The organism is Streptomyces sp. AA1529, assembly GCF_000280905.1.
Lineage (GTDB): Bacteria > Actinomycetota > Actinomycetes > Streptomycetales > Streptomycetaceae > Streptomyces.
Genome location: NZ_ALAP01000041.1, coordinates 101,419 through 124,467, shown reverse-complemented (window position 1 = coordinate 124,467; position 23,049 = coordinate 101,419). Strand labels below are relative to the sequence as shown.

Below are 23,049 nucleotides of genomic sequence, written 5' to 3'. Positions count from 1 at the left end.
GCCGGCGGCCGATGACCGGGCCCCGGCCGGCGGACCGCTACCCGGAGCGGTCCGTCCGGGCGCGGCCCGCGGGGCAGCGCGCCGCGCGGGCGGTGCCCGAGGCCCGCCGGGCCGCGGCGTGCCGGGGGTGTGCGGGGCAGTGCCGGGTCCGGTGCTTCTTGGCGCGGGCCCGCAGCGCCCGGACGCGCGCGTGGTGGTCGGCATCGCCGACGACGGCCAGCAGGCCCCCCACGATGGCGGTGTTCTTGCCGAAGTGGATCCGGTGCGCGGCGCGCTGCCCGGGATCGTCCTGCTCCCAGAACGGGTGCCCGGCCAGCGTCGTGGGCAACAGCGAGCCGGCCAGCGCCAGCGCCGCGGTCCGCGGCACACGTCCGGTGGCCAGCAGCGCGCCCGCCACCACCTGGACAGCGGCGTTCACCCGTACCAGCGTCACGTCGTCACCCGGCAGCGGAACCTTCTCGCGCAGCCGCTCCAGGAAGGGCGCCGCAAGCTCGGCCGGCGGCTCGGGCCGGCTCAGCGTCCCCACTCCCGCGTTGACGAAGAACACGCCCAGAAGCGGGCGGGAGAGCAGTTGCAGTGGCGTCATACGGGGTCCTCGGGTGCGCGGGCGGCCGGAGCGGACGGCGGCTGTGCCGTCACCGCCATGGCACGCGCCTCCCCGCCGCCCCGCAACCCGGAGCCCGCCGTCCGGTGCACGGCACGTACCGGCCCCGCGGTGCCGGGCGTTCGGCCGCTCACCCGGACGGCGGCGGAGGCGGTGCGCTCCGGCGCGCCGGAGCGGAGGGTGACGGCAACGGGCACCGAGCAGGAGGTCGTGCGGATGAGCGGCGAGTTCGACGGCAGGGCCGCGCTGGTCACCGGCGCCGCCTCCGGGATCGGGCTGGCCGTGGCACGCCGGCTCGCGCGGGAAGGCGCCCGGGTCGTGGCCGCGGACCACGACGAGGACGGCGCGCAGCTCGCGGCGGGCGAGCTGGAGACGGCGGGTGCGAGGGCGGAGCCGCTGGTCGTCGATGTCACCGACCCGGAATCGGCGCGGGAGGCCGTGCGGTTCACGACCGGGACCTTCGGCGCGCTCGACCTGGTGGTGAACAACGCGGGCGTGGGCGGCCCCTCGATGCCCACCGGCGAGTACGAGATCACCGCCTGGGACCGGGTCATCGCCACCGATCTCAGCGGAGTCTTCTACGGGCTGCGGTACCAGCTTCCGGTCATGGCCGCAGCGGGCGGCGGGGCCGTCGTCAACATGGCCTCCATCCTGGGTACCAACGGCTTCGCGGGCAGCCCCGCCTACGTGGCCGCCAAGCACGGCGTGGTGGGCCTGACCAAGACGGCGGCACTCGAATACGCCGACAAGGGCGTGCGGATCAACGCCGTCGGGCCCGGCTTCATCGACACCCCCCTGCTCCGCGAGACGGACAACCCGATGCGCGAGCGCCTCGTCTCGCTGCATCCGCAGGGCCGGCTGGGCACCGCGGAGGAGGTCGCGGAGCTGACGGCGTTCCTGCTCTCCGACCGCGCCTCCTTCGTCCAGGGCAGCTACCACCTGGTGGACGGCGGGTACGCGGCGCAGTGACGCCGCCGACGGCACCCTCTGCGGCTCCGGAGCCGCCGCCGCGCGGCGACGGGCGGGCGGCTCCCGGGTTCAGTCGACCGGGGCGGGCGCGGCAGCTGCGGACTTCCGGGTCCGCCACAGCCAGGCGCCGACCCCGGAGGCGAGCGCCACGACGCAGGCGGAGAAGACCAGCCCCGCGTTGCGCAGCCCCAGTCCCGTGCTGAGCGCGCCGACCCCGACGACCGGCAGCGAGATACCCAGATAGGCGACGACGAACAGCGCCGAGATGGTGCCCCCGCGGTGTTCCTCGGGAGCCCGGCGGCTGACCGTCGTCATGGCCGACCGGAACGCCAGCCCCTGCCCGATCCCCCCGGTCACCGCCCCGGTCACCAGCAGCACCAGCGAACCGAGCAGCAGCGAGAGACCCACCTGCACCATGCCGACGACCAGCCCCAGACAGCCCAGCGGCAGCGCCACCGGGGCACCGGTCCGAGCGGAGGCCGACTGCCCCAGGAGCGAGGCGCAGAAGACCGAGAAGACGACCGCGCCGGAGACCGCCAGGTTGCCGATGTGCAGGGTTGCGCTCATGAAGCCCGGCGAGACGGCGGTGAACAGGCCGAAGACGGCGAATCCGGTGAAGCAGGCCAGCGCCGCCGGGACGAACACCGGCCGCACCTGGCGCGGCACCTCCATCCCGCGCGGCCGCAGCCGGGGCCGCGGGCGGGGCGGGCGCGCGGTCTCCGGCAGCGCCAGCGTCAGGGCGCCGGCGGCGGCGAGCAGCACCAGGTGGGTGGCGAACGGCAGGGTCAGCGGGCGCGGCGCGTACTGCGCGAGGACTCCCGCCAGCAGCGGTCCGCAGCCGAGCCCTCCCATGTTCGCGGCGGTCGCGGCGAAACCCCGGCTGCCACCGGGCGCCAGTTCGAGGACGGCCGCGGTCGCGGCACCGGAGAGGAGTCCGGCGGCGAACCCGGACAGCAGCCGCCCGCAGAACAGCAGCGGCAGGCCGCCCTCCAGCAGGAAGCATCCGGCGCTGGCCGCCGAGAGGAGCAGCGCGGCCAGCAGCACCGGTCGCCGGCCCAGCTTGTCGGAGTAGTCGCCGGCCACCAGCAGCGCGGCGATCACGCCCACGGCGTAGACGGCGAAGACGACCGTCACCATCAGTTCGCCGAAGCCCAGCTCCTGCCGGTAGAGGCCGTAGAGCGGGGTCGGCAGCGTGGTGCCGGCCATGCCGACGGCGAAGACGAAGGCCGCCGCCGCGTACCGCAGCGGGCCGCGCCCGGTGCCGTCCTCGGCGTCCGCCGCGGGCTCCCCGGCCGCGGCGGGGTGCGCGGCACCGGCCGGCCCGCGGGAGCGCGCTCCCCGTCCCTCCGAGGGGCCGCTACCCGGCCCAGGTGTAGCGGACCGCACCCGCGATCCTGCCGTGCCCGGCCAGCACGTCCTCGGCCACGAAGACCACATCGGCCTCGGTGTCCAGTGCGGCCTCCACCGTCTCGTCCACGATGTCGTCGCGTACCTCCCCGGAGGCGTCACTGACCGCGTCGTCGGCGACCGGGGCCGGATGACCACCGGTCAGCCGGACCTTCTCCCGGTAGGACTCCTCGACCGCCAGCAGCGCCAGCCGGCCCTCCCGCGCGGCCTGCCACACCTCGTCGATCCCCGAGACGAACTCCTTGCGGCCCTTGGCGTCGTCGAGCCGGCGCAGCGCGGTCTCGGCCCGGGTGCGCAGCAGTTCGGCGCGGGCGGGCGCGATGGCCTCCTGGACGACCGAGGCGCGCGCGTTGGCGAGTCCGCCCTTGGGCACGGTGGCCAGCGCGCCGCGTGCCGTGTGCGTGCCGACGTCGGCCAGCGCGGTCAGCCCGTGCTGCAATCCGGCCACCAGCAGCGGCCTGGGCTCGACCGCCAGCACCTTGGCGAGGTCGGCGTCCACGTCCCGCAGGTGCTGGAGGGCTGCCTCGTCCCGGTAGCCGGAGGTGACGTCCCCGGTGCGGGAGGCCCGCTCGCGCTCGGAGAGGTCGGTCTCGTGCGCGACCGGGAAGCCGAACCGGTGCTCCTCGGTGAGCTGCTCGCCCGCGCCGCTCCACAGCCTGGCCCGCTCCTCGTCGAAGGTGAGCACCCAGTAGGGCCGGTTCTGGGCCCGGGCGGCGACGAGGTTGCGGGTGAGGAAGGTGTGGTTGACGACGATGCGTTCGGTCCCGGCACGCCGGGTCAGATGCCAGAACTGGTGCTCGCCCTGGGCCGCGAGGACGACCAGGGTGTCGAGCGTGTACACCAGATCCAGCTCGTTCTCGGCCTGTTCGAGCTGCTTGAGCACGTCTGCCCGCACCGACGCGGGCACCTGCGGGTCCGCGGAGAGCCGTCGCCCGGCCTCCGCGATGAGATTGCGCAGCCGCACCGGGTCCTGCAGCTTGTCCGGCTTGGTGCGGTGGGTGGGCAGCACCAGGGTGACCGCCGGGTAGGGGCGCGGCTTCCGCAGTTCGGCGAGGACCTCATCGGTCAGGTCGTTGGTGCGCATCCGTACCTCGTTCCGGAAGGGGAGGACGACCGCTCTCCAGCATCACGCGCGGCCCCCGGCTCCGCACGTCGGAGCCGGGGCCGGAGCGGGCGCGGCACGGGCGGGATGCCGGGGCCGGGGCGCGGACGTAGCCTGGAGAGGGCCCCCTGTACGCGGGGGAAGGAGCGGCTTGTGAAGTCACATACCCACCCCGACTACCGCGAGGTGGTCTTCCGCGACCGGTCGGCCGGATACGCGTTCCTGACGCGTTCCACGGCCGCCAGCGACACCGTGATCGAGTGGGACGACGGACGCACCTACCCGGTCGTCGACGTGGAGATCTCCTCCGAGAGCCATCCGTTCTACACCGGAAAGGCGCGCGTCGTGGACTCCGAGGGACAGATCGCCAAATTCCGTCAGCGCTACGAGGGGACGACGCCGGACGAGATCCTGCACGCCGCCCCCGAGAGCGACCCCACGCCCGAGGACCTGGTCCTCGCCTCCGGCCGCGACCTGTCGGAGGAGAACCTCCAGTGGGCCCGCGAGCGCATCGCGGCCGAGGGCCGGGCCGCCATGGAGCGCCGCCTGCCCTGACGACGCGGGCCGCCGGCCGCTCCGGCAGCTGCTGCCGGTGCGGCCGCGACGCGGGCGGCCGCCGGAAGGCTTCGAGCGGCCGTGTCGGCGCGGCACGCAAGCGGGGCCGGTGGCCGGGTCCGGGGGTGCGCAGGGCGGCGCGGCGGCCGCCCCGCCCCGGCGGGGGCGCTCAGTCGGCGACGGTGAACCGCTCCCGCACATGCCGCGGGTTCTCGATCTCGTCGAGCACGGCGACCGCGTAGTCCTCCATCGAGATGCGGCTGACCCCGTTGTCGTCCACGACCAGATCGTCCTTGCCGGTGCGGTACGTTCCCGAACGCTCCCCCGGCTCGATCGTCGCGGCGGGGCTGATGTTGGTCCAGCGCACGTCGTGGACTCCGCGCAGGTAGTCGAGAGCGTCCCCGTGCGCGTGCATGATCTGCAGGATCGCTTCCGGGAGCCCCTCCGCGTCCCAGACCCGGGAGCCGTCCGGCGTGCGCAGCGAGCCGGCACCGCCGACGAAGACCAGCGGCGGCGCGCCGGCACCGAGCGCGCGCACTCCGGCGACCAGCGACTCGGCGGCCGGTTCGATGGTGGCCAGATGGCCCGGGCCGTCCTTGCCGCCGACCGCGCTGACGACGACGTCCGCGTTCCCGGCGACCGCCGCGACGGACTCGGCGGAGAGGACGTCGCCGGTGACGGCCGTGACGGCCTCGCCGGAGGCGACGAACGCGCCGGGGTCCCGCACGACAGCGAGGACCTGGTGGCCGCGGTCGAGTGCTTCGCGCACGATCCTGCTGCCGATGTTGCCGTTGGCCCCGAAGACGGCGATTGTCGCCATGGTGGTACTCCTGTAGCGCCGAGCGGATGAGGGATGGAGGCGCCGAACGCGTGGCGCCTGCCGCCACCGTTCCCGCCGGGTCCCCCGGGAGGGGGACGACACCTCGAAGCTAACCGGGCACCGGCCGCCCCGCGAGGTAAGGTCACGACCAGCCATGGTGAGAACCGGACACGCGGCCGCATCCGCGTCCGCCGCGATCCCCGAGCTGCCGTACGCCCCGCCGCCGGGCGTCACGGCCCCGGGCCTGGAAGTGCTGACGCTGTCCGAGTTGCGTGCCCGCGCCGCCCGCGGGGGCCTGCGGCTGGCCGATCCGCAGCGGCCCGACTTCCACCAGCTCTTCGCCGTGGAGTCGGGGACGCTGCGGCAGTCCGTCGACTTCACCGAGCACGCCACCGGGCCCGGCGGCTGGCTGTGGGTGCGGCCCGGGCAGGTGCAGCAGTACACCGACCCGCACGGCGCCGAGGGCGCGCTGGTCCTCTTCCGGCCCGCCTTCCCCGACCCGGAGACGGCGGCGGCCGTGGGTCTGGACGAGGTGTCGGACGCGGTCGCGCGGCAGCCCGGCGGCCGACACGCCCGCGCGGTCGGGTTCGCTCTCGACCACCTGCGCTTCGAGTTCGCCGCCGAGTGGCAGCCACCCGCGCGGGGTACGCACGAGGACGTGCTGCGGCACCTGCTGGCGGTGCTGCTGCGGCGGCTCGTGAGCACACCCGGCGCGAGCGGATCGGAGGCGACCCCGCCGCCGGACGCCTTCCGCCGCTTCCGGGCCGCCGTCGAGGCCGACTTCGCCCGCACCCGCCGGGTCGCCGACTACGCCCGCACCCTCGGCTACTCCCCCCGCACCCTCTCCCGCGCCACCCGTGCGGCGGTTGGACTGGGGGCCAAGGAGTTCGTGGACCGCCGCGTCGTGCTGGAGGCCAAGCGCCTCCTGGCGCACACCGACCGCTCCGCCGCCCGGATCGGGACGGCCCTCGGCTTCGCCGACGCCACCAACTTCGCCAAGTTCTTCCACCAGCGCACCGGCGGCACCCCGGGCGCCTTCCGCGCCTCGGTGCGCAGCTGAACCGCTACGGCGGCCACGGCAGCTCCAGATCGGCCACCAGGCGGATGTCGGCCGCACTGCGCCCCGCCGCGAAGCGGTGCGGGCCCGGGCACGGCCGCCAGCCCGGAAGCGCGTCGTCCCAGGTCCGCACGGCGCGCTGCGGCACCTCCAGCCGCGCCTGCGCCGAGTCGCCGGCCGCGGCCTCCACGACGGCGAAGGCCGCCAGCGAGCGGTCCGCACCCTCGGGGCCGAGATAGAGCTGGACGACCTCGCGGCCCGGCCGGTGCCCGCTGTTGCGCACCCGCACGGTGACCCGGGCGACGGGCGCGTAGGGGTCGTCGGTGCCGGGGTCCTGGACGGTGATGTTCATCGACTCGTACTCCCACCGGGTGTAGCCGAGCCCGTGCCCGAACCAGTAGGCGGGCTCGGCACCGGCAGCACGCCAGGCGCGGTAGCCGATGCGCGGCCCCTCGGCATAGGGCAGCCGCCCGTCGCCGTCGGGTGCCACCTGACGCACCGGCAGGTCGTCGGCGGCGTCCGGCCAGGTGGTCGGCAGCCGCCCGCCCGGCTCGGCGGCGCCCAGCAGCACCTCGGCGAGCGCCTCGCCGCCCGCCTCGCCGGGGAACCAGCACAGCAGCACGGCGGCGACCTCCTCCCGCCACGGCATCAGCACCGGGGCACCGGCGTTGACCACCGCGACGGTGCGCGGATTGGCCGCGGCGACGCTCCTGACCAGGTCGTCCTGGCGGCCCGGCAGGGCGAGGGTGTCCCGGTCGACGCCCTCGGTCTCGGACTCGTCCGTGGTGCCGACGCAGACCACCGCACAGTCCGCCCCGGCCGCCGCACGGGCCGCCCGCTCGATCAGCACCTGCTCGGAGACGGCGGGCGCGCCGTAGCCGAGCGCGAAGGAGACCAGGCCGAAGAGGCCGCCCACCCCGTAGGCGGGCACCGTGTGCAGGAGGCGTACCGGCAGCGGCGTACCGGCCTCGGCGTCCAGCAGGAAGGTGCGCTGCGGCGGGTTCAGGAACGCGGCGGCCGGGTCCTCGCTCTCGGCCTGCAGTTCGGCGTCGTAGAGCACCCGCTCCCCGGCCTCCAGGCGGAAGTGCCCGACGCCGCGCACCGCGAGCCGATGGGTGCCGCTGCCGGCCGGGGTGAAGGTGCCGACCAGCTCGACCCGGCCCAGATCGGCGAACGGCACCCCGCCGGGCAGGCTTCCCATCCACCGCACGCTGCCGTCCCGCTGCTCCACCCGGGCCAGCTCGGCGTCGTCCAGCCCGTGCAGGACGGCGGTCAGCCGGAAGCCGTCGCCGCCGGTCGCGGGGGCCAGCCGGGAGCGCGGGTCGGGTCCCGGCTCGTAGGACACCTCGGTCCCGGAGGGGACCAGGGCGCGCAGTGCCTCCAGCGGACTGCTGACGCGCTCGGGGAAAACCTGGGAGCTGCCGCCGCCACCGAACCGGGGCGCCCGGGCGTGCAGCCCGCTGACGGCGATCCGGCGCACGCTGCCGCCGGTGTGCCCCGCGGGGTCCAGCGGCAGCGCGGCAGCGCCGGTCCCGGCTTCCCCGCCGGGTCCCGCGGGCTCGTTGCGCAGCAGGACGCAGGACCGCACGGCGAGGTCCCGCGCGACGGCCGGGCCGTCGAGCACGGGCGGCAGCGCGGCGGGCGGCACGGCCGGCGGGGCGCCGTCCAGGACTCCGACCCGGGCGGCGAGCAGCAGGACCCGGCGGGCGAGCGCGTCCACCGCTTCCTCCGGCACCCGGCCGCGGCGGACGGCGGCGACCAGATGTTCGCCGTAGACGGTGTCGGGACCCGGCATGGCCAGATCGAGGCCGCCGCGGACACAGCCGAGGGTGGAGCGGGCGCCGGTCCAGTCCGAGACCAGTGCCCCGTCGAAGCCCCACTCGCCGCGCAGCACCTGGTTGTTGAGCTCGTCGTGCTCGCTCATCGTCACGCCGTTGACGCTGTTGTAGGCCGCCATCAGCAGCCAGGGACCGGCGGTGCGCACGATGTGCTCGAAGGGTTCGAGGTAGAGCTCGCGCAGGGTGCGTGCGTCGGCGCGCACATCGACGGTGTAGCGGTCGGTCTCCGCGTCGTTGGCCACGTAGTGCTTGGGCGTTGCGGCGACGCCGCCGGCCTGCAGCCCCGCGACGAGCGCAGCGCCCAGGGCGCCCGTCAGCCCGGGGTCCTCCGCGTACGCCTCGAAGTGCCGCCCGCTGTAGGGGGTGCGGTGCAGATTGACGGTCGGCGCCAGCACGGCGTGCGCGCCCTTGCGGCGGGCCTCCTGGGCCAGCAGCAGTCCGGCGGTGCGGGCCGCCGCGGTGTCCCAGGTGGCGCCGATCGCGGTGGGGCACGGCAGGGCGACGCTGGGGTCCTCGGGCGTCCAGCTCTCCCCGCGCACCCCCGCGGGGCCGTCCGAGAGGACGAGCCGGCCGAATCCGGCCGCCGAGGGGCCGCCGTACGGGCCGACCGACCACATGTCCGTCCCCGCGAGGAGGGCCACCTTGCCCGGCAGGTCCAGTCCGGCCAGCACGGCCTCGACCCGGGCTGCCCGCTCCCGCTCCCCCGCCGCCGGCCGTCGCCCCTCCCCGGGGTGCGCGGCGGATCCGCGGTCAGCGCCGTCCCGGGAGCTGTCGTCCATCTACGACTCACACCGCCCATATCGCTCTTTGTCGATCGCCGGTTGCGGCCAGCTTCTCAGATCCGGCGGCACACGGACGCGGGAATCCGGGTGAAGTCATCACGATGCAGGACGGGCCGCCGAGCGCCCGCGGTCCATGGCCCGCGCTCGGCCCCGGGTCGGAGCGACAACGGAATTCATGAAGAAGTCGCAGGTCACAGCGGTGTTATCGGTATTGACAACGGTCACCGGTGCAGTCTTTGCAGCCACACCACGGGGTGGGTTTCACTGCCTGTGGACCCGGGGGCGCGACGGCGCCGGCCGACGGTGCGCGCAGCACGTCCGCGGGTCGCCGAGGGCAGCGATGGGGAGGACCGACGTGGGCGCGAGAGACGAGCACGGACACGGGAAGCCCGGCCACGGGCACGAGCGGGAACCGGGTCAGGGACCCGGGCGGGGAAACGGACCGGAGCACGGCCACGCGGGGCACACACACGGGGTCTCGGCCGGGGCCGACCGGCGCTGGCTCTCGGCGGCGCTGGCGCTGATCATCTTCTTCATCGTCGTCGAGACGGCCGTCGCGGTGCTGGCGGGCTCGCTGGCCCTGCTGTCGGACGCGGCGCACATGCTGACCGACGCGTTCTCGATCGTGCTGGCACTGGTGGCGATGCGGCTGTCGGCGCGGCCCGCCCGCGGTGGCTTCACCTTCGGACTCAAGCGCGCGGAGATCCTCTCGGCCCACGCCAACGGGCTCACGCTGATACTGGCCGCCCTCTGGCTCGGATACGAGGCCGTACGCAGGCTGATCGATCCGCCCGAGGTGACGGGCTGGATGGTGCTGAGCACGGCACTGGTGGGCATCGCGGTCAATCTGCTGGCCACCTGGTGCCTGTCCCGGGCGAACCGCTCCTCGCTCAACATCGAGGGCGCCTACCAGCACATCCTCAACGACCTGTTCGCCTTCATCGGCACCGCCGTGGCCGGTCTGGTCGTCCTGACCACCGGGTTCGCACGAGCCGACGCGCTGGCCACGCTGCTGGTCACCGGATTGATGCTGAAGGCGGGCTGGGGACTGCTGCGCGACTCCGGCCGCATCTTCCTCGAAGCCGCGCCGGTCGGGCTCGACCCGGACGAGGTCGGTGCCGAACTGGCCGCGACCGACGCGGTCACCGAGGTGCACGACCTGCACATCTGGACGATCACCTCGGGCGAACCCGCGCTGTCGGCCCACGTCCTGGTGGAGCCGGGCGGCGACTGCCACCGCGTCCGCCGCGCCCTGGACCGGATGCTGGCCGACCGGCACGGACTGACCCACACCACGCTGCAGATCGACCACGCGGACCGGTCGGCCGAGAGCGGCGGCCGCACCCCGGCGGGGTCGGCTGCGGGCCACTGCGAGACCCCGCACGGCCCGGTGCACCTCGGCTGAGGGCACCCGGCGGACCGGGAGGGGCCGTTCGGCCCTGCCGGGCAGTGCAGGGGCAGGGCACTCCGGAGGAAGTCCCGGGCGTCGTCCCGTCCGACGCCCGGGCCGCACCACCGCTGGTCAGCCGCCCGCGGCCGGTGGAGGGCCCGCGGGCGGCATCAGCGTCCGGAGCCCCGGGGAAGCGCTCCGGTCAGCGGGTCCCCCGCTCTCCCGCGGAACTCCCCGGGTCAGCCGCCCGCTCCGCTCCCACAGGGCGCGCCGGTACCGGTCGGAGTCGGTGTGGGCGACGGTGACGGGGACTTCGTCGGGCCGGGCGGCGGCGATCCGGAATCCTGCGGGCAGCCCGGCGACTCGCCGGAACCACCCCCCGGAGTCCCGGAGTCGTCCGGGTCGGGGGAGCCGGAAGCGGAACCGGTGGGGCGAGGGCTCGGTCCGCCGCCGGGTTCCGCACCGCCACCGCCGCCGGGGGTCCCGGAGCCGGGGTTCCCGCGGCCCGGCGTGGCGCCGCCCCTGCCCTTCTCCTTGTTCTTGTCGTTCTTGTCGTTCTTGTCGCTCCTGTTGCTCTTGTGCCTCCTGTCCTTCCCACCGCTCCCGTCCTTCGCCCTGTCCGCGCCGCCCGCGCCCGGACTGGTCGGCAGCACGCCCTCGCCGTCCGGCACGGCGTGGGCGCCCTTGCGGTAGAAGTCGAACCAGGCGAGCACGGTGCGCAGATAGGCGTCCGAGTGGTTGTAGCTCAGGACGGCCGCGCGCAGTTGGGCGGAGCCGGTCAGGTCCCGGTCCCCGGCGCACAGGTAGCGGCCCGCGGCCAGCGCCGCGTCGTGGATGTTGTGCGGGTCCTTCCTGCCGTCGCCGTTGCCGTCCGCGCCCCAGCTGCGCCAGGTCCCGGGGATGAACTGCATCGGGCCGACCGCCCGGTCGAACCGCGTGTCACCGTCCCAGGCACCGCCGTCGGTGTCCGTGATGCGCGCGAACCCGTCGCCGTCCAGCACCGGGCCCAGGATCGGCCGGCGGGTGGTGCCGTCGGACCGCAGATCGCCGCCCCGCGCCTGCCCGGACTCCACCTTCCCCAGCGCCGCCAGCAGTTCCCAGCGCAGTCCGCATCCGGGGGCCTGGACGCGCAGCCGCCGCTCGGCGTTCCGGTAGGCGCGCAGCACCGTCGCCGGTATGCCGGATTCGGCCTCGGCCCTGGACCGCAGGCCGGGGGTGCGGGCGGACCCGACGCCGTCGGGACGCGCCAGGGGCGGGAGTTCGACATGGTACGAGCCGTCGTCGGCGGCGCCCTCCGGATACGGGGTGCCCGTGCGCACCGGCTTCCACGGTTCCCGGGCCTCCGGGGGGCCGACAGCGCCGGGTGCCTGGGAGGCCGTCAGCGCGGCGACCGCCAGCGCGGCGAGCGCGGTGCCCGCCGCGCGACGGCGCAGCCGGACGCGCCTGCCGCCGCCGGTGTCCGGAGCGCTCCGGACACCGGCGGCGGTGTGACGGCCGCCCCGGCGGGCGCGGATTCCCTCCTGCTGCGTCATCTGCTCGCTCTCCTCCCGGTGCGTGCCGGCCGATGCCGGGCGGGTCCGGTGCGGGCCCGGAGCCCGAGCCGGTCAGTCGAGGGTGTCGATCGCGGCGATCCGCCACGCGCCGTCCTCGCGCACGGCGTTGACGGCGAGCATCGCCCCCGCGTAGGTGGCGTTCCCGTCCTCGGCCTTGTCCTTGTCCTGGGCCTTGGCCCCGTCCTTGGCCTTGTCCCCGTCCTTGGACTTGTCCTGGGCCCCGGCCCCGTCCTTGGACTTCGATTCGCCTCCGGACGTGCCTTTCGAACCGTCCGCCGAGCCGGCCTTCCCCGCGGTGCGGGCGCTGTGCTGGTCGGCGAAGAGGAGCACCCGGGCGCGGTCGCCCTCCAGCTCGGTGACCGCGCTGTCGGTGACCGTCGTCGTCAGGACCAGCTTCTGCGCCCGGTCCTGTGCCCGGACACGGGCCAGGAGCGCACGGTGCTGTTCGACAGCGCGTCCGGTCAGCAGCCGGTCGGCCGCGCGCTCGTTCTTCTCCGGATGCGCGTGGTCGTAGGAGAAGAGCGCGTTGACCGCGCTGGTGACCTCGCCCTTGACCTCGCTGGTGCGGGCCGCGTCGGCGAGTGCGGAGTTGCGGGCCGAGGCGGTGTCCCGCAGTTCGCGGGCCTCGCTCGCCGCCCAGCCGGCGAAGCCGCCGAAGACCAGGGTCAACACCGCGCAGACCGCCGGAAGCGTACGGGGAGCCCGCGCGAGCCGCGAGAGGATGGCAGCGGGAAACCGGCCACGCGGGGTGCGCTTGCGCTCCGCGTCCTCGGCGGCGGCCGCGGCGCCGGACGGCCCGGTCCGCGCCCTGCGCCCCGGCCGGACGGAAACGCGGGCGACGGAGCTGCTTCCGGCCCCGGCACCGGACGGCTTCCGGCCGGACTTCGCACCGGACCGGGCACCGGACTTGGCGCCGGCCCCGGAGGCGGTCCGGGCGCCGTTCCCGGCGTCGGTGCGGGCGGATCCGGAGCCGGGCTCCGGGACCGGCTGCTGTTCTTCCCCCGCGGCGGGCCCGGGGCCGGGCTGCGCGCCGCCGGCGTCGCGGTCCGGCGCGTCCGGCGTTCCGGCGCGTCCGGCTGCCGCGGGGGCGGAGCGCTCCGCCTCGGGGCGCGGCCGGGCCTCGATGCGGCGTCTGCGGTTGACGAGGTGGCGGGTGGTCGACATGGGATTCCTCCGGCTCTGCGGTCAGTCGCTCTCGTCCGGTTCGGCGGCGGTGTAGCCGACCGGCACCTGTTCGAGGGCGCTGAGCTTCCACCCCTCGCCGGTGCGGGTGAGCTCGCCCCGCATCCGGGTCTGCTTGATGGCCGGCTTCTCGTCGGGTGCCTTGACCGTGGTGCGGACGGCGATCAGCATTCCGGCCCGTCCCGCGCGCTCGTCCAGCTCCGCCACGGCGCTGGAGAGGATGCGGGCCGAGGTGACGGTCCTGGCCTCGCGGATCTGCTTCTCGAACTCCTCGCGGCCCTTCTTGAGCTGGCCACGCAGCTCGCCGGTGGTCGACTGCTCCCAGGAGTCGAGCCCGCTCTCCAGCTTGCGGTGGTCGAGCGTGTTGAGGTTCTGCACCGCCTGTTCGCCCGCAGCGCGCACCTCGTCGCGCGTGGCGGCGTAGTCGAGCGTGTCGTCGTGCGCGGCGCCGTACCAGGAGAAGCCCGTCCAGGCCGCACAGCACAGTGCCACCACCATCAGGGCCACGGCCGCCACCCGCACCGGACCGCCCGCCGGGGACCACCGGGTGCGCCGCCCCTCCCCCTCCGCCCGTGTCGCCTCTGCCACGTCTCGCCTCTCTTCCCTCTTCCCGTTTCCCTGCTGCCGGGGTGCTGCGTGATCCCGCGGTCCGGTCTCAGCGCGCCGTGATGCCGACGATCCGCCAGTCGCCGTGCTGCCGCCGGGCCGAGACGGAGAGCTGGGCGCCGGCGTGCGCCGGGTCACGGCCCGCGCGGTGGGTGGTCTGGTCGAGGAAGACGAGGAGGTGGGCGCGGTCACCGTGCAGCCGGGTCACCCCCACGCTCACCACCCGGGTGGCGAGGGTCAGCTTCTGCTTTCCCGCGCGCTTTCTGACCTGGCCGAACAGCGACTCGTACTGTCGCGCCGCCTTCCCCGCCAGCACCTGGTCGGCCGCCTTCTCCGTCCCTGACAGGTCCTCGGGGGTGTAGGAGAAGATCCGGGCGAGCGCGTCCTGAACCTCGCCGGAGACCCTGCTGGTCGCCGCCCGGTCGGTGAGGGCCGCGTTCCGTGCCGCCGGACCGCCCGTCAGCTCGGCCGCCCGCACCAGGAGTCCGGTCCCGGCGGCGAGTGCCGCGACGAGCACCACCACCGCGCACCAGCGGGCCCGGCGCCGGGTCAACAGGTCCGGCAGCCAGGCGACCGCCCGGAGCGCGGATGCCCGGCGCCCTGTCCCGGGGCTCTCCCCCGCCCCACGTCTCCAGCGCACCTCAGCTCTCCTCCCCGACCGCGACCGGCGTCACCGAGGTGAGCTTCCAGCCCTGTTCGGTCCGTTCGAGCCCCGCCCGCATCCGTTTGCGGTCCGTCGCGGGGGTGCCGGAGCGGGTGGCCGTGCGGATCCGCAGGGTCGCGATGAGCGTCGCGGTGCCCGCCGTGTCGTCCAGACCGGTCAGAGCCGCGTCGGTGACCTCGGCCCGGGCCGTGCTGCCGCGCTCCCGCAGGCTCTTCGCGCTCTTCTTCTCCGAACGGCGGAGCTCGTCCTGCAGGGGGCCGGTGACGGCCCGGCGCCACTCGCGCAGATCGGCCTCGATGTGCGCGGCGTCGACCGAGTTGAGGGTGGCCAGATGGGCGCGTCCGGCCGCCAGGGCCCGATCGCGGGCACGGGAGTAGGCGAGGTCGTCGTCGGTGTGCGCCCGCCAGTGGATCCACCCGGAGAACGCGCAGAAGAGCAGCGCCGCGACCAGCAGCGCGGCCAGCCAGACCGGTCCCTGACCGGTGGGGCCGACCGGACGGGCCGCTTCGCCGGTCCCGTCCCCGACTGCGTCCTCGGCCTTGTCCGGTGGCGTCTCCGAAGCCTCGTCCGAGGGCGTGTCCGCTGCCTTGTCCGGGGCCGCGTCCGAGGCCGCGCACGCGCCGCGGCTGGACTCCTCCCCGGTGCTGCGCGCCATCTCGGCGACGGGCTTCTCCCCGGGCCCGGTCCGGACCTCTGCGGCGGGCTCGCCGCCGGGCTCCTCCCGGGGGCCCGGTTCCGTACCGGAGACGGGCCCCCCTCCGCTCACCTCGGTCGTCATCGCTCCTCCTTCAGCCCGAGCAGTCCGGCCATGTCGCGGGGGCCCGCGTCGCCGTCGCCGAAGGGAGCGGTGGCGGCGCCGGCGGCGTAGGCACCCGGCCGGGCCGGTTCGGGCAGCGGCCCCCCGGTGGGTGCGTTGGCCGAGCCCCGGACGTTCTTGCCGCTGGAGGGCGGGGAGGCGCAGTGGGCACGGTCGTTGAGGGGCGGTGCCTTCCCCGTCTCCAGCCCGCTCCGGTAGGGGGTGTCGCCGTAGCCCGCCGTGCACGGCAGCGGGTCGAAGAAGGCCAGGGCCATGCTGAAGGACGCGCCGTCGCGGGTGACGGCCGTGGAACCGGCGGCCGCCACCCGGGGCAGCTTGACGAGCAGTTCCTCCAGGCCACGCGCCCGGGTGACGGTCAGTTCGGCGGTGGTGGTGAGGTTGGCGAGCAGCACGCTGAGGCTGGGGTCGAGGTCCCGCAGCAGGCCGGTCACCTGGGTGGCGGCACCCGGCGTCGCGGTGATGAGGCGGCGCAGGTCGGGGTCGGACTTCTTGAGCTGTCCGAGCAGTTCCTCGGCGCCGTCGGCGAAGTCGCGCAGGGCGCGGCCCTCCTCGCGCTGGGTGCGCAGCACGGTCGCGGAGTCGACGATGAGTCCGGTGGTCTCGGGCGCCGCGGCGTCGGCGGCGTCCAGGAACTCGCTGCCGGTGTCGAGCAGGACCTCCAGGTCGTCGCCCCGCCCCTCGAAGGTCTCGCCCAGTTCGTCGACGACGGTGCGCAGGGAGCTGCGCGGCAGGGCGGCGACCAGGTTGTCCACGCTGGCCAGCACCTTGGTGGGCGGTGCCGGCACGGTCGTGTCGGGCTGCGGGATGACCGATCCCTCGTGCAGGAACGGGCCCTTGCCGGTGTCGGGCCGCAGGTCGAGGTACTGCTCTCCGACCGCGGAGAGGTTGGCGACATGCGCCGTGAGTCCGGCGGGGATCCTCGGTGCCGAGTTCCTGATCCTCAGCTCGGCGGAGACCCCGCCGTCGGTCAGGTCGAGGTCGCCCACCCGGCCTACGGAGACCCCGCGGTAGGTGACGTCGGCGTGCTCGTAGAGACCGCCGGTGCGAGCCAGTTCGACGCGGACGGTGAAGTAGTCGCGCAGGCCCACGTACCGGCCCACGTCCGCGTAGCGCACTCCGATGACGCCGAGGACGAGCGCGGCGAGCGCCAGGAAGGCGATGTTCTTCAGGACGGTGGCGCGGGTCAGCATCAGCCCTCGCCTCCGGTGGCGTCGACGGCGGGGAGCGGGAGCGGAGCCGCACCGCCGCTCCCGGCTGCGCCCGGATCCTGCGGAATCGGCTCCTCCTCCAGCGGCGGGGTCAGCGTGGTGCCGGGCGGCGCCGCCACGTTCAGGTACAGGTTGAGGTAGTCGCCCTTGACGCCGCGCAGCACCTCGTCGGTGAACGGATACGTGAACAGCACCTGGAGGGAGTCGGGCAGGTCCTGGCCGGAGTCGGCGAGCCGCCGCAGAGTGGGCGCGAGGGCCTTGAGGTCGGCGACGATGTCGTCCTTGCTGCGGTCGACGGTGTCCACGGCGACCTCGGAGAGGGTGTCGAGGGAGCGGAGCATCGTCATGAGCTGGCCCCGCTGGTCCTCCAGGGTGGTCAGTCCCGGGCTGACGTCGGTCAGCACGGTGCCGATGCTCTTCTTCCGGGCGGCGAGGGTCGCGGAGAGCCGGTTGACGCCGTCCAGGGCCCGGGTGATGTCGCCCTTGTGCCGGTCGAGGTTCCCCACCAGCTTGTCGACGCGGCCGAGCACGGATCTGACCTCCTCCTCGTTGCCGTCCAGGGCCTTGTTCAGCTCGGTGGTGATGGTCTTGAGCTGGTTGACGCCGCCGCCGTTGAGCAGCATCGACAGCGCGCCGAGCACCTCTTCGACCTCGGGGTTGCGGTTGGTGCGGGAGAGCGGGATGCGGGTGTCCCGGCCGGGGCCGTGCGCCACGGCCGGGCGGGCCGCCGAGGGGGACGCGGTGTCCTTCTCCTTCTCCTCCGGCGGGGCGAGGAGCTGTACGTACTTCTCGCCGAGCAGGCTGGACTGCTCGATGCGCGCGTAGGGCTTGCGGGGGAGCTGGACGTCGCCGTTGACCCGCATGGTGACCTCGGCCGTCCAGCCCTTTCCGGAGAGGGAGATGTCGGTGACCTTCCCTACGGTGACGTCGTTGACCTTCACCGCGGACTGCGGGACCAGGCTGAGCACGTCGCCGAACTCGGCGGTCACCTCGTAGGGGTGGTCGCCCAGGTCGGCGCCGCCGGGCAGCGGCAGGTCCTCGATCCCGGTGAAGCGCGGCAGGTCGGCCCCGCCGCCCAGCAGCATGAGGCCGAGGGCTGCGGCGACGGCGGCCGCGGTGACGCCGGTGCCGACGCGTGCGGCCCGGGACCCGGGCCCGCCGCGGACAGGGCTCATTCGTCGGCCTCCTCACCGGCGGCGTCCCGCCGTTCGCCGTCCGGGGTGCCGTAGACGGTGCCGGTCGGTGGCAGTGGCACGGCGGGCAATGCCTTGCGCTCCTCGGGAGTGACGGGCACCAGTCCGGCGGTGCCGCCGGAGGCCGCACCGCCGGTCGGGGTGAGGGGGCCGCCGGTGCTGATCTCGTTGATGTCGGCGCGGTTGTCGAGGGTGCCCCGGCGCGGGTTGTAGGCCCGCAGGAAGTTGTCGGCGGCCAGCGGCGCGGTGTCGAGGGCCTCGGCGAGGGAGGCGCGCTGCTCGACGAGGGTGCGGGTGATCGGCGCGAGCTTCTTGACGTTCTTCTTCAGGTCGCCGCGGTTGTCCTTGATGAACTTCTTCACCTTGCCCAGTGCCGTGCCGAGTTGGGACAGCGCCTGGGCGAGGTTCTCCTTGTCCTCGGCCAGGAAGGTGGTGACGTCGCCCAGCTGGCGCTCGGCCTCGCGCACGCGTTTGTCGTTGCGCTTGAGCATGGAGGTGAAGGACTTCAGGTAGCTGACGGTGCTGAAGAGGTCGCCGCTGTTCCCGTTGAGCGTCTTGGCGGCCTTGCCGAACTCCTCGACGGACTTGCCGAGCGCCTTTCCGTTGCCGTCCAGGTTCTCCGCGCCCACGGTGAGGAGATCGGAGAGGGCGCCGTCGGAGTTGGCGCCGTCGGGCCCGAGCGCGTCGCTGAGTTCGGTGATGCTCGCGTACAGCTCGTCGACCTCCAGCGGTACGGAGTTGCGGCCCGAGGGCAGGACCGCGGCGTCCGCGAGCCGGGGTCCCTTCGTGTAGGCGGGGGTGAGCTGCACATAGCGGTCGGAGACCAGGCTGGGTGCGATGACGACGGCGCGCGCGTCGGCGGGCAGCCGCACGCCCTCGTCCACCAGGAGGGTGACCTCCACTCGCTTTCCGTGCGGCTCGACCGCCTCCACCCGGCCGACGCGCACGCCCAGCACCCGCAGGTCGGACCCCTCGTAGACGCCCACGGCCCGGTCGAACCAGGCGGTGACGCGCATGCCGTGCGAACCGCCGAGCACGGTCGCTCCGCCGGCCCCGGCGCCGAGCAGCAGGGTCAGGACGGTGGCCAGCACGAGTGTGCGGGCCCGCAGCGGCCTGCGGCCGCCGGTGGTGATCGCGCGCATCAGCTCTTGCCTCCCGGTTTCGGCGGCCGGCAGTCGTTCTCGGGCGGGGTGCCGGGAGGCAGGTACCGAGCGGGTACGAGACCGCACAGATAGCTGTCGAACCAGTGGCCGTTGCCGAGTGTGTTGCCGATGAGGCGGTAGTAGGGGCCCGCGACCTTCAGCGCCGCGTCGAGCCGGTTGCGGTTCTTGTGCAGGACGTCGGTGACCCGGTCCAGGGCGCGCAGGGTGGGGCCCAGCTGCTTGTTGTTGTCGTCGACCAGTCCGGTCAGTTCGGTTCCCAGGTCGCGGGTTCCGGTGAAGAGCCGGTGGATGGCGGCGCGGCGGGCGCGGACCTCGGCCAGCAGCTGGTTGCCGTCCCGCAGCAGCGTGCTGAAGTCCGCGCGGCGCTCCTTGAGGGTGCGGGTCAGCTTCTTGCTGCCGCGCAGCAGTTGGGCCAGTTCCGTGTCCCGCGACGAGATGGTGCGGGAGAGCGCGGACAGTCCCTCGGCGGCTCCGCGTACGTCCTCGGGGGTGTTCTCGAAGGTGTCGGAGACGGCCTGGAAGCTCTTGGCCAGCTTCTCGGAGTCGATCTCCTCGAAGGTGCGGCCGAGCCCGGTGAACGCCTGGGTGACGTCGTAGGGAGAGGTGGTGCGGCTGGCGGGGATGCGCCGGCCGGGATCCTGGCGGCCGGTGCCGAGCGGATCGAGGGCCAGGAACTTCTCCCCGAGCAGGGTGCGGATGCTGATGGCGGCGCGGCTGGCGTTGCCCACCCAGGTGTCCTCGACCTCGAATTCGACGGCGACCTTGGCGCCGTCGAGCGCGACGGCGGAGACCTCGCCGACCTTCACGCCCGCGACCCGTACCTCGTTCCCGGCCCGCAGCCCGGCCGCCTCGGTGAACTCGGCCGTGTAGGTGGTGCCGCCGCCGATGAGCGGCAGGTCGTCGACGCGGTAGACGGCGGTGCCCAGCAGGGCGAGGAAGAGGAACCCGACCAGGCAGACGGCGATCGGGTTGCGCTGCGACATCGGCTTGAGGCGGGGCAGCCGGCGTCCCGTGCGGCCGCTCATGACCGGCACCTCGACTGGGTGACGGCGATGCCGGTGGGTGGTTCGCTGCCGTCGGCCATGGTCAGTCCGCTCGTCCTCGCTTCGCACAGGTAGGTGTTGAACCAGGAGCCGTAGGACGCGAGCCGCGCGAGCGTCCTCATCTTCTCCGGCGACGTGCGCAGGAATGTCTCGAACTGCGGTGTGCCCTTGTCGAGTTGTCGGGAGAGCCGGCCCAACTGGCGGATGTCCTTCTTCAGCGGCGCCCGGCCTTCCTCCAGCAGTCCGGCCGTGGTGGTGGCCAGCCCGCCCATGGCGGTGACCGCGTCGCCCAGCGGCTCGCGGTCCTCGGCGAAGCCGGACACCAGGTCGCGCAGGCTGGTGATGAGCTCGTTGAAGCCCTTCTCCCTGGTGTTGACCGTCTTGAGCACCGAGTTCAGGTTCTTGATCAGTGAGCCGATGACCTTGTCGCGCCGGGCGAGGGTGGTGGTCAGCGAGCTGATGTGGCCGACCAGCGAGGTGACGGTGCCGCCCTCGCCCTGGAGGACGCTGATGATCTCTCCGGCGAGCTGGTTGGTGTCCTCGGGCGAGAGCCCCTGGAAGAGCGGTTTGAAACCGTTGAAGAGCTGGGTGAGGTCGAGCGCCGGTGTGGTGCGGCTCAGCGGAATGGTGCCGCCCGTGGCCAGGGTGCGCCCGACGGGTCCGCTGCCGCGCTTCAGGTCCACATACCGTTGCCCCACCATGTTGAGGTACTTCACGGAGGCGTGTGCCGAGGCGGGCACGGCGCGGCCCTTCTCCACGGAGAACCGCACTTCGGCGATCCGGTGGTCGACGACGCCGATCTCCTCGACCTTGCCGACCCGCACCCCGGCGATCCGTACGCTGTCGCCCTCCACCAGACCGGTCACATCGGTGAACCGGGCACGGTAGGAGTCGGTCTCGCCCACCCCCGTGTCGGAGATGCTGAGCGCGAGCACGGCGGTGGCGAGGGAGGTCACCAGGATGAAGACGAGCGACTTGACGAGCGGCCCGGCGAGGGAGGCGCGTTTCACTTGAGTCTCACCTCCGTGCCGCGCAGGGTCGGCCCGACCAGGACGCTGCTCCAGTCCGGCAGGTTCTTCGACGGCGCCAGCACCTCGTTGATGAGCTGGTTCTCCTGTGGCGAGTTGGGCATCCCGGCACCGCCCCGTGCATCGGCGATGGTGGCGCCCTCACCGGCCGGTTCGGTGCGCTTCTCCCCGGCGGCGGTGCCGTCCGCCGGACCGAGGTAGGGGGCCGAGTAGCAGCGGGGGCCCTGGCCGGCCTCCCCGCCGTAGGCGGGGGTGTCCTCGCCGGGGCGGTAGGCGCCGCGGGAGCGGGTGACCTCCAGGTCGACGTGCAGCCCCGGGCGGTCGCTGCCCTTGCCCAGCGCCTGGTCCATCACGGGCACGAAGTTGGCGAGGGTGCGCAGCGTGCAGGGGAAGGACGGGGACCGGGCGGCCAGGATCCGCAGCGTGGGGCGGCTCGCTCCGGCCAGCCGGATGATGTTCTCCCGGTTCGCCCGCAGGAACCCGGTCAGTTCGCGGGCGGTACCGGTGGTGGTGCCGTAGGCGGTGGCCAGGTCGTCGGCCTTCTCCACCAGGGTGCTGCTGGTGGTGGCGAAGTCGGAGAGCGCGTCGAGCACCCCGGGCGCGGTGTCGGCGTACAGGTGGCTGACCTTCACCAGCTCCTTGATGTCCTGGTTGAGGGCCGGGAGGTGGGGGTTGAGCTTCTTCAGATAGCGGTCCAGCGCGACGAGGTTGTCCCCGAGCCTGCTGCCGCGGCCCTCCAGCGCCTGGGAGACGGCGGTCAGGGTGGCCGCGAGCTTCTGCGGCTGCACGGCGGTGAGGGTGGGCAGCAGGTGGTCCAGGACCTGCTCCAGTTCGATGGCGTTGCGGCTGCGGTCCTGCGGGACGGTGGCCCCGGCCTCGATCGGCCGGGGCGCCGGGTTCCGGGGCGGGACGAGGGCGACGTAGCGCTGCCCGAAGACGGTGGTGGGCAGCATCTGGGCGCGCACGTCGGCGGGGATGTGCGCGAGCTTGTCGGGCTGCAGCGCTACCCGCAGCCGGGCGCCCTTGCCGTCCGAGGTGATCTCCCGTACCTGTCCGACCACCACGCCGCGCAGCTTCACATCGGTGTTGACGTGCATCTCGTGCCCCGCCTGCGAGGTCTCCACGGTGATCTCGGCCGCGTCCGTGAACTGCTTGTCGTAGACGGCCACCGAGAGCCAGATCAGCAGCGCGGGGACGAGCAGCAGGGCCACCCCTGCCAGTCTGCGGCGCGGTGCGGCGGCGCTCATCCGGCCACCTTCACGGTGGTGGTGGCGCCCCACAGGGCGAGGCTGAGGAAGAAGTCGGTGACGCTGATCAGCACGATCGCGTTGCGCACCGAGCGGCCCACCGCGATGCCGACACCCGCGGGACCGCCGGTGGCGCGGTAGCCGTAGTAGCAGTGGGTGAGGATCACCATGACGCTGAAGACGAAGACCTTCAGGAACGAGAGCAGCACGTCGGTCGGGGAGAGGAACAGCCCGAAGTAGTGGTCGTAGGTGCCCGCCGACTGGCCGTTGTAGAAGACGGTGATGAACCTGGAGGAGAGATAGGAGCTGAGCAGGCCGATGCCGTAGAGCGGGATGATGCCGACGACTCCGGCGATGATGCGGGTGGTGACGAGGTAGGGCATGGAGCGGATGCCCATGCTGTCGAGTGCGTCGATCTCCTCGTTGATCCGCATGGCGCCCAGTTGCGCGGTGAACCCGGCTCCCAGGGTGGCCGACAGCGCCAGGCCCGCGACCAGGGGCGCGATCTCCCGGGTGTTGAAGTAGGCGGAGATGAAGCCGGTGAAGGCTTCGGTGCCGATCTGGTTGAGTGCCGCGTAGCCCTGCAGGCCGACCACGGTGCCGGTGAAGAGGGTCATCGCGATCATCACGCCGACGGTGCCGCCGATCACGCCCAGCCCTCCGCTGCCGAACGCCACCTGGGCGAGCAGGCGCTGGACCTCGCGCAGATACCGCAGGAGGGTCTTGGGGACCCACAGCAGCGCGCGGAGGTAGAAGAGCAGTTGGTCGCCGGGCTCGTCGAGCCAGCCGAAGAGGCGTCCGGTGACGGTGCGGGCCATGGC

20 protein-coding genes and 1 pseudogene are annotated in these 23,049 nt (G+C 73.9%); 4 read left to right on the top strand and 17 right to left on the bottom strand.

Features of this window, described 5'->3' with window-relative positions; all coding sequences use genetic code 11:
• Positions 1-37 precede the first annotated feature (37 nt).
• Positions 38-586, bottom strand: coding sequence for a DoxX family protein (locus tag A949_RS33225; protein WP_019356347.1), 549 nt, complete (start codon positions 584-586; stop codon positions 38-40).
• Positions 587-820: 234 nt separating this feature from the next.
• Between A949_RS33225 and A949_RS0112465 the strand changes: the two genes are divergently transcribed.
• A complete protein-coding gene (locus A949_RS0112465; protein WP_019356345.1) occupies positions 821-1,573 on the top strand; it encodes an SDR family NAD(P)-dependent oxidoreductase in 753 nt (250 codons plus the stop codon).
• Between the two features lie 69 nt (positions 1,574-1,642).
• On the opposite strand, the gene A949_RS0112460 is transcribed toward A949_RS0112465, so the two are convergent.
• Both A949_RS0112460 and A949_RS0112455 read right to left on the bottom strand, forming a co-directional pair.
• Complete coding sequence (locus A949_RS0112460) at positions 1,643-2,959, bottom strand: MFS transporter (protein WP_019356344.1); 1,317 nt, start codon at positions 2,957-2,959, stop codon at positions 1,643-1,645.
• On the bottom strand, positions 2,931-4,064 hold the full coding sequence (locus A949_RS0112455) for a baeRF3 domain-containing protein (protein ID WP_019356343.1): 1,134 nt from the start codon (positions 4,062-4,064) through the stop codon (positions 2,931-2,933). The genes A949_RS0112460 and A949_RS0112455 overlap by 29 nt, the downstream gene beginning before the upstream one ends.
• Positions 4,065-4,235: 171 nt before the next feature.
• Here A949_RS0112455 and A949_RS39035 point away from each other — a divergent pair.
• Positions 4,236-4,478 (top strand): annotated as a pseudogene (locus A949_RS39035) (type B 50S ribosomal protein L31); the annotation flags it as partial.
• Positions 4,479-4,806: 328 nt separating this feature from the next.
• Here A949_RS39035 and A949_RS0112445 read toward each other — a convergent pair.
• A complete protein-coding gene (locus A949_RS0112445; RefSeq protein ID WP_019356341.1) occupies positions 4,807-5,457 on the bottom strand; it encodes an NAD(P)-dependent oxidoreductase in 651 nt (216 codons plus the stop codon).
• Positions 5,458-5,611: 154 nt separating this feature from the next.
• Here A949_RS0112445 and A949_RS0112440 point away from each other — a divergent pair, with 154 nt between their 5' ends.
• A complete protein-coding gene (locus A949_RS0112440) occupies positions 5,612-6,517 on the top strand; it encodes a helix-turn-helix domain-containing protein (RefSeq protein ID WP_019356340.1) in 906 nt (301 codons plus the stop codon).
• A 4-nt stretch (positions 6,518-6,521) separates the two neighbouring features.
• Here the strand turns inward: A949_RS0112440 and A949_RS0112435 are convergent, their stop codons facing one another.
• Positions 6,522-9,131 carry a glycoside hydrolase family 3 protein gene (locus tag A949_RS0112435; RefSeq protein WP_019356339.1) on the bottom strand — a complete coding sequence of 870 codons (2,610 nt, stop codon included), beginning with the start codon at positions 9,129-9,131 and terminating at the stop codon, positions 6,522-6,524.
• Positions 9,132-9,489: 358 nt separating this feature from the next.
• On the opposite strand from A949_RS0112435, the gene A949_RS0112430 reads away from it, so the two are divergent.
• Complete coding sequence (locus A949_RS0112430) at positions 9,490-10,539, top strand: cation diffusion facilitator family transporter (protein WP_019356338.1); 1,050 nt, start codon at positions 9,490-9,492, stop codon at positions 10,537-10,539.
• A 224-nt stretch (positions 10,540-10,763) separates the two neighbouring features.
• On the opposite strand, the gene A949_RS0112425 is transcribed toward A949_RS0112430, so the two are convergent.
• The 12 genes from A949_RS0112425 to A949_RS0112370 form a co-directional block, all read right to left on the bottom strand.
• Positions 10,764-12,056: a lytic transglycosylase domain-containing protein gene (locus tag A949_RS0112425; RefSeq protein WP_019356337.1), complete on the bottom strand. Its 1,293-nt coding sequence runs from the start codon at positions 12,054-12,056 to the stop codon at positions 10,764-10,766.
• A 72-nt stretch (positions 12,057-12,128) separates the two neighbouring features.
• A complete protein-coding gene (locus A949_RS0112420; RefSeq protein ID WP_019356336.1) occupies positions 12,129-13,241 on the bottom strand; it encodes a hypothetical protein in 1,113 nt (370 codons plus the stop codon).
• A 21-nt stretch (positions 13,242-13,262) separates the two neighbouring features.
• Positions 13,263-13,847: a hypothetical protein gene (locus tag A949_RS0112415; RefSeq protein ID WP_019356335.1), complete on the bottom strand. Its 585-nt coding sequence runs from the start codon at positions 13,845-13,847 to the stop codon at positions 13,263-13,265.
• A 67-nt stretch (positions 13,848-13,914) separates the two neighbouring features.
• Positions 13,915-14,505, bottom strand: coding sequence for a hypothetical protein (locus A949_RS0112410; RefSeq protein WP_237735810.1), 591 nt, complete (start codon positions 14,503-14,505; stop codon positions 13,915-13,917).
• 1 nt (position 14,506) lies between these two features.
• Positions 14,507-15,307 carry a hypothetical protein gene (locus tag A949_RS39615; RefSeq protein WP_019356333.1) on the bottom strand — a complete coding sequence of 267 codons (801 nt, stop codon included), beginning with the start codon at positions 15,305-15,307 and terminating at the stop codon, positions 14,507-14,509.
• Entirely contained in the window at positions 15,304-16,536 is a 1,233-nt protein-coding gene (locus tag A949_RS0112400; RefSeq protein ID WP_019356332.1) for an MCE family protein, read from the bottom strand. Before A949_RS0112400 ends, A949_RS39615 begins: the two co-directional genes overlap by 4 nt.
• Positions 16,536-17,729 carry an MCE family protein gene (locus A949_RS0112395; protein ID WP_019356331.1) on the bottom strand — a complete coding sequence of 398 codons (1,194 nt, stop codon included), beginning with the start codon at positions 17,727-17,729 and terminating at the stop codon, positions 16,536-16,538. Before A949_RS0112395 ends, A949_RS0112400 begins: the two co-directional genes overlap by 1 nt.
• A complete protein-coding gene (locus A949_RS0112390; RefSeq protein ID WP_019356330.1) occupies positions 17,726-18,889 on the bottom strand; it encodes an MCE family protein in 1,164 nt (387 codons plus the stop codon). Before A949_RS0112390 ends, A949_RS0112395 begins: the two co-directional genes overlap by 4 nt.
• Entirely contained in the window at positions 18,889-19,935 is a 1,047-nt protein-coding gene (locus A949_RS0112385) for an MCE family protein (protein WP_019356329.1), read from the bottom strand. The genes A949_RS0112390 and A949_RS0112385 overlap by 1 nt, the downstream gene beginning before the upstream one ends.
• A complete protein-coding gene (locus tag A949_RS0112380; RefSeq protein ID WP_019356328.1) occupies positions 19,932-20,963 on the bottom strand; it encodes an MCE family protein in 1,032 nt (343 codons plus the stop codon). Before A949_RS0112380 ends, A949_RS0112385 begins: the two co-directional genes overlap by 4 nt.
• Complete coding sequence (locus A949_RS0112375) at positions 20,960-22,228, bottom strand: MCE family protein (protein WP_019356327.1); 1,269 nt, start codon at positions 22,226-22,228, stop codon at positions 20,960-20,962. The genes A949_RS0112380 and A949_RS0112375 overlap by 4 nt, the downstream gene beginning before the upstream one ends.
• Positions 22,225-23,046 carry an MlaE family ABC transporter permease gene (locus A949_RS0112370; RefSeq protein ID WP_019356326.1) on the bottom strand — a complete coding sequence of 274 codons (822 nt, stop codon included), beginning with the start codon at positions 23,044-23,046 and terminating at the stop codon, positions 22,225-22,227. The genes A949_RS0112375 and A949_RS0112370 overlap by 4 nt, the downstream gene beginning before the upstream one ends.
• Positions 23,047-23,049: the final 3 nt, after the last annotated feature.

Bases quoted from the DNA above. Each gene is read 5' to 3' on its own strand.
- A949_RS33225 (WP_019356347.1), bottom strand. From the start codon at position 586: ATGACGCCACTGCAACTGCTCTCCCGCCCGCTTCTGGGCGTGTTCTTC.
- A949_RS0112465 (WP_019356345.1), top strand. From the start codon at position 821: ATGAGCGGCGAGTTCGACGGCAGGGCCGCGCTGGTCACCGGCGCCGCC.
- A949_RS0112455 (WP_019356343.1), bottom strand. From the start codon at position 4,064: ATGCGCACCAACGACCTGACCGATGAGGTCCTCGCCGAACTGCGGAAG.
- A949_RS0112445 (WP_019356341.1), bottom strand. From the start codon at position 5,457: ATGGCGACAATCGCCGTCTTCGGGGCCAACGGCAACATCGGCAGCAGG.
- A949_RS0112440 (WP_019356340.1), top strand. From the start codon at position 5,612: ATGGTGAGAACCGGACACGCGGCCGCATCCGCGTCCGCCGCGATCCCC.
- A949_RS0112435 (WP_019356339.1), bottom strand. From the start codon at position 9,131: ATGGACGACAGCTCCCGGGACGGCGCTGACCGCGGATCCGCCGCGCAC.
- A949_RS0112425 (WP_019356337.1), bottom strand. From the start codon at position 12,056: ATGACGCAGCAGGAGGGAATCCGCGCCCGCCGGGGCGGCCGTCACACC.
- A949_RS0112420 (WP_019356336.1), bottom strand. From the start codon at position 13,241: ATGTCGACCACCCGCCACCTCGTCAACCGCAGACGCCGCATCGAGGCC.
- A949_RS39615 (WP_019356333.1), bottom strand. From the start codon at position 15,307: ATGACGACCGAGGTGAGCGGAGGGGGGCCCGTCTCCGGTACGGAACCG.
- A949_RS0112400 (WP_019356332.1), bottom strand. From the start codon at position 16,536: ATGCTGACCCGCGCCACCGTCCTGAAGAACATCGCCTTCCTGGCGCTC.
- A949_RS0112395 (WP_019356331.1), bottom strand. From the start codon at position 17,729: ATGAGCCCTGTCCGCGGCGGGCCCGGGTCCCGGGCCGCACGCGTCGGC.
- A949_RS0112390 (WP_019356330.1), bottom strand. From the start codon at position 18,889: ATGCGCGCGATCACCACCGGCGGCCGCAGGCCGCTGCGGGCCCGCACA.
- A949_RS0112385 (WP_019356329.1), bottom strand. From the start codon at position 19,935: ATGAGCGGCCGCACGGGACGCCGGCTGCCCCGCCTCAAGCCGATGTCG.
- A949_RS0112375 (WP_019356327.1), bottom strand. From the start codon at position 22,228: ATGAGCGCCGCCGCACCGCGCCGCAGACTGGCAGGGGTGGCCCTGCTG.
- A949_RS0112370 (WP_019356326.1), bottom strand. From the start codon at position 23,046: ATGGCCCGCACCGTCACCGGACGCCTCTTCGGCTGGCTCGACGAGCCC.